General features: G+C 62.3%; 12 protein-coding genes and 1 tRNA gene. 3 read left to right on the top strand and 10 right to left on the bottom strand.

All coding sequences use genetic code 11. The features are described from left to right. The first annotated feature begins 109 nt into the window (after nucleotides 1-109). The 3 genes from OO25_RS02715 (at nucleotide 110) to OO25_RS02705 (ending at nucleotide 4897) form a co-directional block, all read left to right on the top strand. On the top strand, nucleotides 110-1420 hold the full coding sequence (locus OO25_RS02715) for an HlyC/CorC family transporter (protein WP_040168899.1): 1311 nt from the start codon (nucleotides 110-112) through the stop codon (nucleotides 1418-1420). A gap of 187 nt (nucleotides 1421-1607) precedes the next feature. After that, entirely contained in the window at nucleotides 1608-4025 is a 2418-nt protein-coding gene (locus OO25_RS02710; RefSeq protein WP_040178352.1) for an FAD-dependent oxidoreductase, read from the top strand. Nucleotides 4026-4270: 245 nt separating this feature from the next. Next, nucleotides 4271-4897: an NTP transferase domain-containing protein gene (locus OO25_RS02705; protein ID WP_040178351.1), complete on the top strand. Its 627-nt coding sequence runs from the start codon at nucleotides 4271-4273 to the stop codon at nucleotides 4895-4897. An 11-nt stretch (nucleotides 4898-4908) separates the two neighbouring features. On the opposite strand, the gene OO25_RS02700 is transcribed toward OO25_RS02705, so the two are convergent. From OO25_RS02700 to OO25_RS02655, 10 genes are all read right to left on the bottom strand, one after another. Beyond that, the gene (locus tag OO25_RS02700; RefSeq protein ID WP_242406968.1) at nucleotides 4909-5625 is read right to left on the bottom strand and encodes a Hint domain-containing protein; all 717 of its coding nucleotides are present in this window, start codon (nucleotides 5623-5625) and stop codon (nucleotides 4909-4911) included. Between the two features lie 397 nt (nucleotides 5626-6022). Continuing rightward, nucleotides 6023-7465 (bottom strand): xylulokinase, encoded by a 1443-nt coding sequence (xylB, locus tag OO25_RS02695; RefSeq protein ID WP_040178350.1) that lies wholly within the window; start codon nucleotides 7463-7465, stop codon nucleotides 6023-6025. A gap of 41 nt (nucleotides 7466-7506) precedes the next feature. Next, nucleotides 7507-8811: a xylose isomerase gene (xylA, locus tag OO25_RS02690; RefSeq protein WP_040178347.1), complete on the bottom strand. Its 1305-nt coding sequence runs from the start codon at nucleotides 8809-8811 to the stop codon at nucleotides 7507-7509. Between the two features lie 2 nt (nucleotides 8812-8813). Continuing rightward, entirely contained in the window at nucleotides 8814-9875 is a 1062-nt protein-coding gene (locus OO25_RS02685) for a LacI family DNA-binding transcriptional regulator (protein ID WP_040178346.1), read from the bottom strand. A gap of 195 nt (nucleotides 9876-10070) precedes the next feature. After that, a tRNA-Ser gene (locus tag OO25_RS02680) sits at nucleotides 10071-10160 on the bottom strand. 92 nt (nucleotides 10161-10252) lie between these two features. Next, the gene (locus OO25_RS02675; protein ID WP_040178344.1) at nucleotides 10253-10984 is read right to left on the bottom strand and encodes an alanyl-tRNA editing protein; all 732 of its coding nucleotides are present in this window, start codon (nucleotides 10982-10984) and stop codon (nucleotides 10253-10255) included. After that, entirely contained in the window at nucleotides 10981-13476 is a 2496-nt protein-coding gene (locus OO25_RS02670; RefSeq protein ID WP_040178343.1) for a DUF3772 domain-containing protein, read from the bottom strand. Before OO25_RS02670 ends, OO25_RS02675 begins: the two co-directional genes overlap by 4 nt. Then, complete coding sequence (locus OO25_RS02665) at nucleotides 13473-14507, bottom strand: cysteine synthase A (RefSeq protein WP_040178719.1); 1035 nt, start codon at nucleotides 14505-14507, stop codon at nucleotides 13473-13475. Before OO25_RS02665 ends, OO25_RS02670 begins: the two co-directional genes overlap by 4 nt. A 96-nt stretch (nucleotides 14508-14603) precedes the next feature. Then, the gene (locus OO25_RS02660) at nucleotides 14604-15728 is read right to left on the bottom strand and encodes an NUDIX domain-containing protein (RefSeq protein WP_040178341.1); all 1125 of its coding nucleotides are present in this window, start codon (nucleotides 15726-15728) and stop codon (nucleotides 14604-14606) included. Nucleotides 15729-15757: 29 nt separating this feature from the next. Further along, a complete protein-coding gene (locus OO25_RS02655; RefSeq protein WP_040178340.1) occupies nucleotides 15758-16198 on the bottom strand; it encodes a TrgA family protein in 441 nt (146 codons plus the stop codon). Between the last annotated feature and the right edge of the window lie 14 nt (nucleotides 16199-16212).

The following is a 16212-nucleotide window of genomic DNA, read 5'->3' as shown; positions in this document are numbered from 1 at the left end:
TCATCCCCAATAATCGCCCCAAGGTGCGACAGCTCGGCACCTCCCCCTTGCGACAGCGCGGCAGGCACCCCATAACCATGGGGATCTCAACATTTCTTTCGGGACTCTGATGGACAGCACCACGACCTTTGTCGATTCCACCTTCTGGACCACCGCCGGCGCGATTGTCTTCCTGCTGGTGCTCTCCGGTTGCTTTTCCGGCTCTGAAACCGCGCTCACCGCTGCCTCGCGCGGCAAGCTGCGCAGCCAGGCCGACAAGGGCTCCAACGGCGCCAAACGCGCGCTTGCCATCACCGAGGACAGCGAACGGCTGATTGGCTCGATCCTTCTGGGCAACAACCTGGTCAATATCCTCGCCACCTCGCTCGCCACCGCGCTGTTCACCCGTGCCCTCGGCGAAAGCGGTGTGGCGCTGGCGACGCTGGTGATGACCCTTCTGGTGCTGATCTTTGCCGAAGTTCTGCCCAAGACCTACGCGATCTCCAACGCCGAGAAAGCCGCCGCCGCGGTCGCCCCTCCGATTGGCATTCTGGTGACTGTACTGGCCCCGGTGGTGGGGGCCGTCCGCCTGCTGGTGCGCGGCGTCCTGCGTCTGTTCGGGGTGCGGATTGACCCCGACAGCCACATCATGGCCGTGCGCGAGGAAATCGCCGGCGCCCTGCATCTGGGCCACTCCGAAGGCGTGGTCGAGAAGGAAGACCGCGACCGCATCCTCGGCGCGCTTGATCTCTCCGACCGCTTTGTTGAGGAAATCATGCTGCACCGCTCCAACATCGAAATGGTCGATGCCAATCTGGACCCGCAGAAGATCCTCGAACAATGTCTGACCTCGCCCCACACCCGCCTGCCGGTGTTCAAGGATGAGCCGGAGAACATCATCGGCGTGCTCCATGCCAAGGATCTCCTGCGTGAGATGTATGCCCAGATCGGCGGCCCCGATGGCGATGCCTCCCTGCTGCGCAACTTCAACATCACCAGCGTGACCAAGCCGCCGTATTTCGTGCCGGAAACCACCACGCTGGATGATCAGATGCGCCAGTTCCTGCGCGCCCGCACCCATTTTGCGCTGGTTGTGGATGAATACGGCACCCTGCAGGGGCTGATCACACTGGAGGACATTCTTGAAGAAATCGTCGGCGAGATCACCGATGAATTCGACCCGGATGAGGAAACCGTCGTCACCAAGACCAGCGATGGCAACTACCTCGTTGATGGCGCCACCACCATCCGCGACCTCAACCGTGCCACCGACTGGTCACTGCCCGATGATGAGGCCAATACGATTGCCGGCCTGGTCATCCATGAGGCCCAGACCATCCCCATTGTCGGACAGGTGTTCTCGTTTCACAACTTCCGCTTTGAGGTCACCGCCCGCGAGGGCAACCGCGTCACCGAGCTGAAAATCCGCCCGCTGCACTGATCCTGCCTCAGCGCCGGAAAGATCAAAGGCCGCTGCCCCGCCGGGCGGCGGCCCTGTCGTATTTGCCCATCCCCAACGCGAATTCACCGCCAGAGCGCCCATTCCCGACCCTGCGTGTCGCAATTTCACTGGACTACTGAACACATCTGTCCAGAATGAAGCGAGATAGCCAGTGAGGGATGACAAGATGAAGACGACAACACGGGTAGCAGTGATCGGCGGCGGCGTTGTGGGTTGCTCGGTGCTCTATCACCTGACCAAGCTGGGCTGGTCCGATGTGATGCTGCTGGAACGCTCCGAACTCACGTCCGGCTCCACCTGGCACGCGGCAGGCGGCTTCCACACCCTCAATGGCGACACCAATATGGCCGCGCTGCAGGGCTACACCATCAAGCTATACAAAGAGCTGGAAGAGATCACCGGCATGTCCTGTGGCCTCCACCACGTCGGCGGCGTCACCCTGGCTGAAACCCAGGAACGGTTCGATATGCTGAAGGCGGAGCGCGCCAAACACCGCTTCATGGGGCTGGAGACGGAAATCGTCTCGCCCGAGGAAATCAAGAAGATCGCCCCCGTGACCAATATCGACGGCATTGTCGGCGGATTGTACGACCCGCTCGACGGTCACCTCGATCCCTCCGGCACAACCCACGCCTATGCCAAGGCCGCGCGCATGGGTGGCGCCACCATTGAAACCCACTGCAAGGTGGTGGAGACCAACCAACGCCCCGATGGCACCTGGGATGTGGTCACCGACAAGGGCACAATCCATGCCGAACACATCGTCAACGCCGGCGGGCTCTGGGCGCGCGAGGTGGGCGCCATGGCGGGCGTCTACTTCCCCCTGCACCCGATGGAACACCAGTATATCGTCACCGATGAGGTACCGGAAATCGCCGGGATCATCGATGCAGGCGGCGAGCATCCGCATGTGATGGATCCGGCCGGTGAAAGCTACCTCAGGCAAGAGGGTCGCGGCCTCTGCATCGGGTTCTACGAACAGCCCTGCAAACCCTGGGCCGTGGATGGCACCCCATGGGAGTTCGGCCATGAACTTCTCCCCGATGATTTCGACAAGATCGAGGACAGCATCGCCTTTGCTTACAACCGCTTCCCGGCGCTGGAACGCGCAGGCGTCAAATCGGTGATCCATGGCCCCTTCACTTTTGCCCCCGACGGCAACCCGCTGGTCGGCCCGGTTCCCGGCATGCGCAACTACTGGTCCGCCTGCGCCGTCATGGCCGGCTTCAGTCAGGGCGGCGGCGTCGGGTTGATGCTGGCGCAATGGATGGTGGAGGGCGAATGCGAGCGCGACACCTTTGCGATGGACACCGCCCGCTTTGGCGACTGGATCACGCCGGGCTACACGCGACCTAAGGTGATTGAAAACTACCAGAAACGCTTCTCCATCGCCTACCCGAACGAGGAGCTGCCCGCGGCCCGCCCGTTCCGCACCACGCCGATGTACGACATCTTCGATGGCATGGGCGCGGTCTGGGGTGCGCAATACGGCATTGAAGTCCCGAACTACTTCGCGGAAGGCGACGAGCCGCGCTACGAGACCCCCTCCTTCCGCCGCTCCAACGCCTTTGACGCCACCGCGCGCGAGGTTAAGGCGGTGCGTGAGGCCGTCGGCATCAATGAGGTCCATAACTTCGGCAAATACCTGGTCAAGGGTGCGGGTGCCCGCCAATGGCTCGACCGCATCATGGCCGGCCGGGTGCCACAGCCGGGCCGCCTGTCGCTGACCCCGATGCTGTCCCCCAAGGGCCGGCTGATCGGTGATTTCACCATCTCCTGCCTCAGCGAAGAAGAGTTCCAGCTCACCGCCTCTTACGGCTCGCAGGCCTACCACATGCGCTGGTTCCTGCAGAACCTGGACGACGGCGTCAGCCTTGAAAACATCTCTGACACCTGCAACGGCTTCCAGATCGCAGGCCCCAAAGCACGTGAGGTGCTGCAGGCCTGCACCCGTCAGGATATCTCCGACCTGCGTTTCATGGATGTGCGCCGCATGACCGTGGGCATGGCCGACTGCATTGTGCAGCGGGTCAGCTATACCGGCGATCTGGGCTATGAAATCTACTGCGACCTGCCCTCGCAACGCGCGCTCTGGGATGCGCTCTGGACCGCAGGCCAGCCGCACGGCATGAAACCCTTTGGCATGCGCGCGATGATGTCACTCAGGCTCGACAAGTTCTTCGGCTCCTGGCTCAGTGAGTTTTCGCCCGATTACACCGCTGCGGAAACCGGCTTGGATCGCTTCATCTCCTTCAAGAAAGATGTCGATTTCATCGGTCGTGCCGCAGCGGAGGCCGAGCGCGACGCAGGCCCCGCCCGCAAGCTCTGCGCCTTTGAGGTGGCGGCCGAGGACGCCGATGTCACCGCCTATGAACCCATCTGGCACGATGGCGCTGTGGTCGGCTTCTGCACCTCCGGCGGCTATTCCCATCACGCGCAGAAATCCATCGCCTTCGCCCTGATCCCCCGCGATCTGGCGCAGGACGGGCTGGAGGTGGAAATCGAAATCCTCGGCGAACTGCGCGCCGCACGGCTGATCACCACACCGCTGTTTGACGCCGATGGCGCCCGCATGCGCGGCTAATATCATAGGTGGGTCAGATGAGCTGACCCACCTCACCCCCTGTTGCGCGCCCCGCGCGCGCCGAGCTGCTGATAGCACGCAACACTTAGGGCATATATCGGCCCCAATGTTTCGCACGCGAAACATCCCGTCAGCCTCTCTGACCTATTATCGCCGCTTTTGCTGGACCCGCCCCCGCTTCTGGCTCAAAATATCCCCGCCGAAGGCATCCAACAGCCCAAGCAAACGCCGGGGAGGCGACAGATATGACCGCCATCGCCGCTCTCATCCTCGCTGCGGGAAGATCTTCCCGGATGCGGGGGCGCGACAAGCTGCTGGAGCCGGTTGACGGCACCCCGCTTCTGGCCCGGATCTGCGCAGCGGCAACGCAGAGCGCAGCGACGACCTATGTCACCCTGCCAACCCCCGACCACCCCCGCGCCGCAGTGATCCGCGACCACTGCCAAGGGGCCAGACCTGTCTATGTGCCAGACGCAGAGGAGGGCATGGCCGCCTCCATCCGCGCAGGCATCGGCGCGCGCTCCCGGGAGTATGATGCGGTGATGATCCTACCTGCGGATATGCCGGAGCTGACGGCCAAAGACCTCGCGCGGGTGGTGGCGCAGGCCAGCAGCACCCCGGATCAGATCCTGCGCGCCACCGGTGCCGACGGGACATTTGGTCACCCGGTGGTGTTCCCGCGCCGATACTTCACCGCACTCAGCCAGCTGACCGGCGATCAGGGCGCGCGCGCAATCCTAAAGGCGGCACAGCATCAGGGGGAGATCATCCGCCCGGTCCCCTTGCCCGCGTCCCATGCGCTCACCGATCTGGACACGCCAGAGGCCTGGGCCGCCTGGCGTCAGGCCCGCAAGTCAGCGTCAACAGAATAACAAGATCCGCCTCAGTGGATGAACCACTGCACCCCGTCTTTGCCACCGCGCGGAGATCCAACCGCTGATGTTGCCATGGCGGATGGCTGCGCCTGCAACTCGGGAAACAGCATCAGCACCTCTTCCCGCTGGGCCCGGTCCAATCCGCGCTGGGATTGATCGGCCGGCTGAAAACATTCGATCCACGCCCCGTCCGCACAAACCACCTCATGGCCCGCACAGACAAAATGGATGTAATCGATAGACGACGTCTCCACCGCATCCACCCCAGACAATCCGGTCAAATGTTTCGCCGCGACCAGAATTTCGCGGCCCTCAAAATAGAAGGCCGTCTTGTCATTGGTGATCAGCACGCGGTGGTTGGGGCTGAGCAGCAGATCCCGCTCCGGCATTCCATTGCCAAGCGCCCCCTCCGCAACCAGAACCGGCTGCAAATGCGCCGCCCCCTGCAAGGCCGCGCGGTCCAGCTGCCGCTGCCCGATCCAGCGAATGGGCTGCAGACCATTGTCGCGGGTCATCACCCGGTCGCCGACGCTCAGATCCTCGACGGCGCAGGCCCCATAGGGGGTTGCAATGGTTGTTCCGGGCGTGAAGCAGGGCACGTTGCAGTCTCCGTTCCAAAGCCGCCTCCACCGGTCGCAAACCTCGTGCAACCGGCCATGGCCTGCTTTGGTGTCATTAAATCGAACCGCATCTGTCGGCACGGCGTAGAAGAGAGCGCCACGCATTCTGTGGCAGCATTAAAGGTATCCTACGCAGCCCCCTGCGCCCAAAAAAGAACAAAATCTTAATCAGCATCCCGTCGCCGACCAGCCCCAAGCGGGACATGCTGGTCTCTGAGGCGTGCGCGGGCGTGATTGTTTCCGCGCGAAGGTTGCGTTGGCCCTGATCCGGCCCAAATCCGCCACGCGGGCCTCCAAACCACCGCCCGTTGTTGCGTCAATGCGAACAATTGAGCGCCAGCTGTTCCGACAGATCACCTCGGACGGTTTGCGCAGCCCGTCAGGATGGACCTGAGGTTGTCCCGCGACGCGCAACAATATGGAAAATTTAAGGCAACTTGTCGTGAACCGCGCCAAAGGATCCGATTCGCGGCCCACGGCACGTTTCGCGCCATCCGCAAAGCTACCGCAGGGTCAACTTTGCCCCGCGTTTTCGAAACGCGGCATAGCCTGCCTCATAGCTGTCGCGCAGCTGCGGATCAGGCGGAACGGTCATCGCACGCTCCGGTGCGGTCAACACTTCGGCCGGGTCCTCGCCGGTGACGGCCAGTCGCGCCAGCCGGGCCGCGCCAAGGGCCGCGCCAAATTCCCCATCCTTGGGCAATTGCAGCGGCAGGTTGAGAATCGTGGCCAGCAGCTTGACCCAATAGGCGGATTTGCTGCCGCCGCCGATCACCTGGCAACTGTCAAGTTGCGCACCGGTCTTGCGCAACGCCTCCAGACAGTCCCGCAGACCGTAAGAGACCCCTTCCATCACTGCGCGCGCCAGATCCTCAGCCGTGGTGGCGATGGACAGCCCGTCAAACCCGCCACGCAGGTTGGCCGAGTTATGCGGCGTCCGCTCACCTGAGAGATAGGGCATGAATGTCACCTCCCCCGGTGGCCGCAGCTGATCGCCAAGGCCTGCCGTCAGATCGGCAGGGCTGCGCCCGGTGATACGGCCCAGCCAATTCAGGCAATCGGTCGCCGACAGCATAACACCCATCTGATACCAGCGCTCCGGGATTGCATGGCAGAAGGTATGCACAGCCGTGGCCGGATCGGGGTGAAACCCGTCGCGCGCCGTCAGCACCACACCAGAGGTGCCAAGCGAGACAAACCCCTGCCCCGCGGTCATCACGCCGGTGCCGCAGGCCGCAGCGGCATTGTCACCTGCGCCCCCTGCAATTGTAACAGGCCCGGTCAGCCCCCAGCGAGAGGCCAGTTCAGGACGCAAGCGACCCGCCGCCGCGCAGCCCTCGACCAGATCCGGCATCTGATCGCGCCGCATCTGTCCGGCCTCCAGCAGATGATCGGACCAGTCCCGCGCGCCGACATCCAGCCAGGACGTGCCGGCACTGTCGGACATATCCGCGACATGCCGCCCGGTCAGATGCAGGTTGAGGTAAGCCGCAGGCAGAAGAACCTTGGCGGTTCTGGCAAAGATCTCCGGCTCATGGCGCTGCACCCACAGGAGCTTTGGCGCAGTGAAACCGGGGAAGACGATATTGCCGCTGAGATCACGGACCTGCGCTGTGGCATCCAGTTCTGCCGCCTCTGCCGCCGAACGGGTGTCATTCCACAGGATGCAAGGCCGCAGCACCTGATCGCCGCTATCCAGCAACACCGCACCATGCATGTGACCTGCGACCGCAATCCCGCGAATATCGCTGTATCCGGGACTGCCCTGCAACTGCGCCATCGCCTGATCCAGCGCGGTGATCCAGTGGCTTGGATCCTGCTCCAACCAACCGGGATGGGGGGTCTGCACATCATACTGGGCCTCTGCCGAGGCAACGGGCCTGCCGGTGTCATCCGTCAGCAAGGCGCGCAGCCCCGATGTGCCTAGATCAATGCCAAGATACATATCTGTCCCCTCTCCCGTTTGGTGCTGCCCGCTCTGCCGCCTTAGACGAAGCGGTTGACCAGTGCCTCCAGCTGTTCCTGACGGCCAGAAACCGGCTGCGGATTAAGCGCCTTGGCCTCAGCCTGATCGGCGATGGCGTCCAGCGTGGCCCCCTCCGCCAGATAGGCCTGCGCCTCGGTGCTGTTCCAACCGGCATAACGATCCCGGCGCTTGGCCTCGAGACTGTCGCTTTCCAGCATGGCCGCAGCGGCACGCAGGCCGCGTGCGCAGACATCCATTGCGCCCACATGGGCGGCGATCAGATCCTCGGCATCCAGTGACTGACGGCGCAGTTTGGCGTCGAAATTGGTGCCGCCAGTCGTCAGCCCGCCACCGCGCAGGATTTCGTAATAGGCCAGCGCCACCTCCGGCACATTGTTGGGAAACTGATCGGTGTCCCAGCCAGACTGATAGTCATTGCGGTTCATGTCGATGGAGCCAAAGATCCCCAGCGCATTGGCCATGGCGATCTCATGTTCAAAGCTGTGCCCGGCCAGGATCGCATGGCCCTGTTCGATATTGACCTTCACCTCCTCCTCAAGACCAAAGCGTTTGAGGAAGCCATAAACAGTGGCGACATCATAGTCATATTGGTGCTTGGTCGGCTCCTGCGGTTTGGGTTCAATCAGGATCGCGCCTTGGAAGCCGATCTTGTGTTTGTAGTCGACCACCATCGACAGGAAGCGGCCCATCTGCTCCAGCTCACGCGAGAGATCGGTGTTGAGCAGGGTTTCATATCCCTCGCGCCCACCCCAGAGCACGTAGTTCTCACCACCCAGACGATGGGTCAGATCCATGCAGGCGCGCACGGTGGAGGCGCAATAGGCAAAGACATCAGGATCCGGGTTGGTGCTGGCGCCAGACATATAGCGGCGATTGGAGAACATATTGGCGGTCCCCCACAGAAGTTTGGGGCCACCATCGGCCATCTTCTGTTCCAGCACATCGCCCATGGCGTTGAGGCGTTTGTGGCTTTCGGCGAGGCTGTCGCCCTCTGGCCGGATATCGTGGTCATGAAAACAGTAATACGGCACGCCAAGGATGCGGAACATGTCAAAGGCGGCATCGGCCTTCATACGCGCCAGATCCATGGTATCGGCGGGGAACCACGGGCGCTGGAACGTCTGGCCGCCAAAGGGGTCGTTCCCCTCCCACACAAAATTATGCCAGTAGCAAACGGCAAAGCGCAGGTGGTCCTCCATCCGCTTGCCCATGATCATTTCATCGGGATTGTAGTGGCGATAGGCCAGCCCGTCGCTTTCCGGGTTATAGGTGATTGCCGCGATGTCATCGAAATAGCCAGCCATGGTCAGGCCCCCTCTTCTGGCCCGACCGCAGACTGCGGGGGCATGTTGTGTTTGAAATGAACGGCCGGGGTGATTTGCCCCGCCAATGGATCAACCGGCTGCCCGTCACTGAGGGCGACAAGCGCGGCCAGGGCGGCGGTGATTTCCTGCGCCGGTTTCTGATCAATCACCGCATCAATGAGGCCCTGCGCTACCGCATCGCGGGTGGCCGGGCAGAGTTCGTGGCTGATCACCACCGGCTTGTCGCCTGGCTGTGTCGTCGCAAGCGCCGAAATCAGACCCGGAATACCCGCCCCCAGATTGTAAATGCCGGTGATATCGGGGTTGGCACGCAGCGCGTGGCGCAAGGCCTGTTCAAGGATCTCCGGATCATCGCCGGTTTCCAGCGGCGGCAGGATGCGCAGATCTGCGGCCACCACATCACAAAAGCCCGCATAGCGGTCGGCGTGATCGCGGGCGTTGAGACTGCCGGTGATGGGTAGGATCTGACCCTGAGGGGCTGCAGCACCACGATGGGCCAGCCGCATCAGATCACCAGCGGTGCGCCCGGCCCTGCGGTTATCAATGCCAATATAGGTATCGCGGGTCTGCGGCGCGCTGTCCGCAACCAATGTCACCACGGCCATTCCCTGCGCCCGCAGCCGGGTCAGCGCGGCTTCGACGTCCGGATCCTCAACCGCGACAAGGCAGACACCATCGTAGCCCTCTGCGGCGCGGCCTTCTATCGCGCGGGTCAGCGCTGCGGCGTCGAAGGGCGGCACGCGGGTTATGCTGATCTGCTGGCGGGCCTGAGAGCGGGCGGCCACCTCCTGCTCCAGATCAGCGTTGAGCGCGGCAAAGAACCCCTCCCGCGCCGCAGGCAGCAACACCGCAAAGCGGTACTGACGGCGGCGCGACAGATTGGCGGCGGTGATGTCACGCTGGTAGCCCAGATCAGCAATCGCCGCGCGCACCCGGTCCTGAGATTTCTTTGCCACGCCGCCCCGGTTGTTCAGCACCCGGTCCGCCGTCGCGTAGCTGACCCCCGCCGCAGCCGCGACATCATGTAATGTGGGTTTTCCCATCCTTGCGGCGCCTCTGCGTTCGTGAGTTTTGATAGACGTATATCATTTCCTGATAGACGTCTATCATTTTGTCATGCAGGTAACGGCCACCCTGATGTGACGGGTTGCATGGCGGATCGCAGATCGACGGTGAAAATGCAAAAAGCCACCACATGCGGTGGCGGCTGTCACAAAATCATCTTGGTCTAGATGTTATGGCGGAGAGACAGGGATTCGAACCCTGGAGACGGTCTCCCGCCTACACACTTTCCAGGCGTGCGCCTTCGACCACTCGGCCACCTCTCCGTTGGGCGGACTTTTGACGGATCACGGGGGCAATTGCAAGAGCGAAAACAGCAAAAAATTCACTCTTGCCCAAACTTATTTTCGCGCCCCGCTCAGCCCCCCAGATGCAGGTAGACCCGGCGGTTCTGTTTTCCCTTTTTTTCAACCTTTCCAAGGCGGATAGGACCAATCTCGGCGGTGCTGCGCACATGGGTGCCACCGCAGGGTTGCAGGTCAATCTGCTCATCAGCGCTGCCAATCCGCACCAGACGAATGCGGCCAGTGCCTCGGGGCGGCGCCACCGACATGGTTTTCACCAATTCAGGGTTTGCATCCAGCTCATCCTCAGTGATCCAGCGCTCACTGACCGTCAGGTCGCGGGCGATCAGCGCGTTGAGCGCATCCTCCAACGCCTGCTTGTCCTCAGGCGCCTCCGGCATGTTGAAATCAAGCCGGCCCTTCTCGGCGCCGATGGAGCCACCGGAGACCGGCAGCGGGATCACCACCGACAGCAGATGCAGCGCCGTGTGGACGCGCATATGGCCAAAGCGGCGGTCCCAATCGAGGGTCTGCACCACCTCCTGGCCGACAGCTGGCAGAGGCTGCCCCTCGGCGGGGATCAGGACAATGCGGCCCGCCTCCCCCTTTACCGTGTTGATAATGGGCAGGTCATGTTCCCCTGCCCCATCGGACCAGTTGAGGCGGCCGGTGTCGCCCGGTTGCCCGCCCCCAGTCGCGTAGAAGACGGACTGGTTCAGAACCAGCCCGCCTTCTGTTGTGTGTTCGGTTACGTGTGCCGGGGCCTCTTGCGTATAGGCGTCGGTCAGGAACAATTGTTCGGTCATCGATCGGCGTCTCCGTCTCCGTCTTCGCTGCCTTCCCCGTCGTCGCCGCTGGACAGATCGTCAAGATCAGGACGATCCGGGCGTTTCTTGGCCGGGGATGGGGGTGGATTTGAGGCTGCCACCGATGCCTCAGGGGGCGCGATACCCTGCGCGGCCTCGGTTGCGGCGGTGGCAAGCGCATCGGGATTGCGGATCCAGATATCGCGCTGGGCGAAGGGGATCTCGATCCCGGCCTCTTCAAAGCGGCGGGCGATGTCGTAGTTCATGTCGGATTTCACCGACAAGACCCAGTTCACATCCCGCAGGATGGCGCGGATCTCAAAGTCGAGACTGTCGGCGCCAAAGCCCTGGAACACCACCGAGGGCGCCGGATTCATCAGCACCATCGGGTGATCCTTAGCCACCTCCATCAGAATCGCCTCCACCTTGCGCGGATCGGTGCCGTAGCTCACACCAACGGGCACAATCACCCGGCCCACGGTATTGCCGCGGGTGTAGTTGGTGACGGTGCCGGTGATCAGGTCCGAGTTCGGCACGATCACATCAGTGCGGTCGAAGGTTTCAATCCGGGTGGAGCGCACCGAGATGTCGCGCACATAGCCCATCAGGCCACCGACCTCGATCCAGTCACCTTTTGAAACCGGGCGTTCGACCAGCAGGATGATGCCAGAGACAAAGTTTGACACGATGGTTTGCAGGCCAAAACCGATACCCACAGACAGCGCACCAGCCACAATGGCGAGGGAGGACAGATCAAGCCCCGCCATCGAAATCGCCACCAGAGCCGCGAGAAAGATCCCGACATAGCCCATCCCGGAGGCAATGGCGTTCTGACCGCCGATATCAATGCGGGTTTTCGGCAGCAGCGCATTGCGCAAGCTGCCCTGCACCAGTCGGGTCAGGCCGTAGCCAACGGCAAAAATCGTCACGAAGGTGAGGAAAGCCGTGGGTGAAATCCGGGTGTCCCCGATCTGAAAACCTTCGAGGAAGTTCGACCAAAGCTCGGTCAGATCCGCCACCCGCGCGCCCCAGATCAACGCCAGCAACGGCAGCGCCAGAAGCGCCAGCGCAAAGCCGATCAGCGCGGCAAAGAGTGAGTCGCGTGCCGCTGTGCCCTTGCCGCTGACAAATCCATAGAGATCACCGAGAAAGCGGTGCAGAACAAACAGCCCGGCCAGCACGGCGAGCGTCAGCATTGATGGATAGATCAATGCCTCAGCGGCGTTAAGATAGCCAATTGCTGCCAGAACGGGACCGGCGAAACCAAGCAAGTAAATGCTGCGCCGCAGCACAGCGATAATCCGGTTGGCGCCCGCGGCAATCGCGCCCTCCTCGCTGTCTTCATCATCCTGTGCCTGACGCTGTTTGGCTCCGATCCGGTGTAGCCGCAGTAGGATCAGTGCGGCGCAGGTGATCAGCGGGAAAGCGTAGACGGCGGCGCTGCTTTCGGGGATGTTCTGGATTCTCACAATCGTGTCGAATGCATCCTGAAGCACCAGGATCACCGCCATCATGTCGATCAGAAAGCGGGTCTCGGCCTGATTGTTTTCCTGAACCGGCAGCAGATCGTTTTCAATCTGATTGGCGTAGAGCTGCTCACCCAGCCAATGGAAGGACAGAATAATGAACGCCCAGGCTGGAACGGAATCCAGAATGATACTGCCGCGCACGCCAAGGATGCCCGAAAGATCAATCGCCGCTGCCAGAAAAATCACACCAATAAGCGGCAGCAGCACCTGAAGGAGCGAGACGACGAAGGTCCAAACCCCGGTCCCACGCGCACCGTAGCGGCGCAGATAATCGCCAGCCCGATGGGCCCATGAACGTCCGCGCGTGATCAGAAGCAGACCGATGAACAACACCGCAAGCAGCCCGATCAGATCACCGCTGATGCGTTCACTGGTGGTGTCATTGCGCAGCTGCGACAGGGTTTCATTGCCCACCGCACGGCTGGCATGGAGCATATCCCGCAACGCTCCGGGCCAATGTTCGGGGTTGAGCGGCGAGGTGCCGCGTTCAAACAGACGTTTGGTCAGGCGCTCGCGGACGATCTTGTCGATCTCGTTGATGAGGCCATCGGCGCGGCTGTAAGCTTCCTCGGCGACGATGCGCGGAACCTTGAGCTGATTGAGCTGCTGGGTCAGCGAGGCACGCAGATCTGCAATATCTTCGGGCTCTTCCTCCCCCTCGCCGGGAGCGGGACCTAGGGCATCGAGCTGGCCCTGTAGCGTTTGAATGCGCTCGCCATTTTCACCACGCTTGACCTGGAAAGTCTGCCGAAAATCCGCCAGCTCGCTGCGCAGCTGTTCCAGTGCGAGATTGGAGGCGCGGCTGGCGTCAATGACGGTCTCGGCCCGGTTGGCGGTGCGCAGCCAGTCCTCATAGTAGGACTTGGCGCGCGCATCGAGCTGGGCCAGAGCGGGAAAGGCCAGGCTGATCAGCAGAACCAGCCCGGCCAGACATTTCACAATACCACGCATGACGGGGATCATACGTCCTCAAACACGCCGGGGATAGAGGCCGGGGTGTGGGTCATCCAATCGGGAACCGGCAGGTCCTTTTCACGCAAGAAGTCGGGATTGAACAGCTTCGACTGGTAGCGCGTGCCATAGTCGCACAGCACGGTAACAATGGTTTTGCCCGGACCCATGTCCTTGGCCATGCGCACGGCGCCAGCGATATTGATCGCCGAAGACCCGCCCAGAACCAGCCCTTCATCATGCAAGAGGTCAAAGACATACGGCAGCGCGTCGCGGTCTTCGACCTGATAGCAGAAATCAGGCTTGAACCCTTCGAGGTTCTTGGTGATGCGGACCTGACCGATGCCTTCGGCAATGGAGCCGCCTTCGGTCGCGATCTCGCCGGTGGTGTAATAGGAATAAAGCGCGGCGCCCATCGGGTCCGCAAGACCGATCTTCACGCCCTTGGGCTGCAGTGCATCCGCGACACCGGCCAATGTACCGCCGGACCCAACGGCGCAGACAAAACCATCAACCTTGCCCCCGGTCTGGTCCCAGATCTCCGGTGCGGTTGTCTCAACATGGGCCTGACGGTTGGCGACATTGTCGAATTGATTGGCCCAGATTGCGCCATTGGGTTCGGTCTTGGCCAGTTCCTTGGCCAGACGCTCCGAATACCGTACGAAGTTATTGGGGTTGCGATAGGGCGCTGCGGGCACCTGCACCAGCTGAGCGCCGGCCAGCCGCAACATGTCCTTTTTCTCTTCGGACTGGGTTTCGGGGATGACGATCACCGTTTTGAACCCCATCGAGGCGCCAACCAGCGCCAGACCGATCCCGGTGTTGCCGGCGGTGCCTTCGACGATGGTGCCGCCCGGTTTCAGATCCCCGCGGGCAATCGCATCCTTGATGATATAAAGTGCCGCGCGGTCCTTGACCGACTGGCCGGGGTTCATGAACTCGGCCTTCCCCAGAATCTCACATCCGGTTTCATCGCTGACGCGGTTCAGGCGGATCAGAGGCGTGTGGCCGATCGCGTCGGCCAAGTCATGTGCAATGCGCATGGTATCCCTTTCGATCATTCCCGTTGAGGTGTAGCCAAGGCATTGGACAACCACAAGCCGAGATGCAGATCACATGCCGGGTTGCCCGCCGCCTTGTCAGGGTTCGCCGTGGCGCAGCCGGTCACGATGACGTGACAGCCAGAGTGCGGCGGTGACCAGTGGCATGTCCTGATAGCTGTGATCATCAACACCGCGCATCAGGTCATCATAGGGGATGATCTGGCTGCGGATATCCTCATTCTCGCTCTCTAGCCCGCCGCCGCCTGCGATGTTGTCAAAATCGCAAACGCCCACAAAGATGTGCAAAAACTCGCCCGACGCGCCGCTGGACGGATAGACCCGTGTCACGGTTTCCAGCTGGTCGATGGTCAGGCCGGCCTCCTCCATCGCCTCGCGGTGGGCCGCCTGTTCGGGCGTCTCGCCGGGATCAATAAGCCCAGCCACCGGTTCCCACATCCACGGGCGCCGGTTGCCTGCGATATAGGTGGCCGCGCGAAACTGTTCGATCAGCAGCACCGCGTCGCGGCGCGGATCATAAGGCAGCACCACCGCCGCCTGCCCCACCAAGGCCGCGCCCCGGTTCACCACCGGGCTGAGGCTGCCGTCGTAGCGGCGGAATTGCAGGTCCATCTCCTCCATGGCGAAGAAATTCACATAAGCGCGCTTATGCTCATGCACGACGACATCGCGGGTCAGATCGTGATCGGGATCCTCGGCCCGGTTCTGCGCCGCCAACCACGCGGCAGCGCGAATACGGATCGGGCGAAAACGGGCTGCAACCTCAGCCGGGGTCAGTCGGCCACGGTAGGCCATGACCTCCTCTGCGGCGCGTAGGGACAAGGCGCCCCAGTCGGCCTGCCATGCGGCCAGATCCCATGGCGCGCCGGTCTGCCAGAGGCCCGGATCGGGGAAATAGACATCCGCCGGGGCGCTGCCGCCTGCGTCCAACTCCACCGTGACGCGGCGCAGCGTATAGTCGAACCCGCCTTCGTAGAAATTCAGCGCGTCGATATCGTCCTGCGTGAGGCCCCGCAGCAAGAGCCCCGGGGCGCGGTGTCCGGCGCGGGCCTCAATCGCGGGAAAGGGCTGATCCACCACCGCAAAGGCGCCGTGGTCCGGCAGATGCGCCGACACGGCATCCAGCGCGGCACCGGACCGCCCCAGCACCAGTTCAAGCAGCGGCAGATGGCGCAGGGTGCCATAGACAAAAAGATCAACCACGGTCTGTATCCTATTGGAAATATGTTGTTTCAGCGCCAGCGTCTTGCGGCGTTCTCGGTCACCAGGCCAGAGAAGATGCCGCCAATCACCAGCGCCAGCAACACATGTGGCACCGCCATCACAAAAAAGAAATCCAATCCGATGACAAAAATTGCCGAAAGCGCCTCAAACGGGCCGTCGTAGCGATTGCGCATGGCGAGGCGGAACATCTCCCACGCGCCCTGAAAGAACAGCCCCCAGAGCACCAGAAGCGCGGCACCGGTCAGCCCGTTATTGATGGCATTGACCACCCCGCGCCCCACATGGCGCCCCACCCAGACCCAGCCAATCAGCACGCCAAGCGCGGCATTGAAGGGCACGAAATAGCCAAAATCCGTGCCCTCTGGCATCAGCGGCATGATCAGGAAGGAGACGGCGATGGCGACAAGAGCCATGCTAAGGGCGGCAATCAATCGGGCGGCGGTGGGCATATTCGGGGCTTTCG

Source organism: Phaeobacter sp. S60 (assembly GCF_000826845.1).
Lineage (GTDB): Bacteria > Pseudomonadota > Alphaproteobacteria > Rhodobacterales > Rhodobacteraceae > Phaeobacter > Phaeobacter piscinae.
The sequence above is the reverse complement of the archived record's forward strand: the minus strand, read 5'-3'. Positions and strand labels throughout refer to the sequence as shown.

Coding starts and splice junctions, on each gene's coding strand:
- OO25_RS02715 (WP_040168899.1), top strand. CDS start 110: ATGGACAGCACCACGACCTTTGTCGATTCCACCTTCTGGACCACCGCC.
- OO25_RS02705 (WP_040178351.1), top strand. CDS start 4,271: ATGACCGCCATCGCCGCTCTCATCCTCGCTGCGGGAAGATCTTCCCGG.
- OO25_RS02670 (WP_040178343.1), bottom strand. CDS start 13,476: ATGATCCCCGTCATGCGTGGTATTGTGAAATGTCTGGCCGGGCTGGTT.
- OO25_RS02710 (WP_040178352.1), top strand. CDS start 1,608: ATGAAGACGACAACACGGGTAGCAGTGATCGGCGGCGGCGTTGTGGGT.
- xylB (WP_040178350.1), bottom strand. CDS start 7,465: ATGTATCTTGGCATTGATCTAGGCACATCGGGGCTGCGCGCCTTGCTG.
- OO25_RS02685 (WP_040178346.1), bottom strand. CDS start 9,875: ATGGGAAAACCCACATTACATGATGTCGCGGCTGCGGCGGGGGTCAGC.
- OO25_RS02665 (WP_040178719.1), bottom strand. CDS start 14,507: ATGCGCATTGCACATGACTTGGCCGACGCGATCGGCCACACGCCTCTG.
- OO25_RS02655 (WP_040178340.1), bottom strand. CDS start 16,198: ATGCCCACCGCCGCCCGATTGATTGCCGCCCTTAGCATGGCTCTTGTC.
- xylA (WP_040178347.1), bottom strand. CDS start 8,811: ATGGCTGGCTATTTCGATGACATCGCGGCAATCACCTATAACCCGGAA.
- OO25_RS02675 (WP_040178344.1), bottom strand. CDS start 10,984: ATGACCGAACAATTGTTCCTGACCGACGCCTATACGCAAGAGGCCCCG.
- OO25_RS02700 (WP_242406968.1), bottom strand. CDS start 5,625: ATGCGTGGCGCTCTCTTCTACGCCGTGCCGACAGATGCGGTTCGATTT.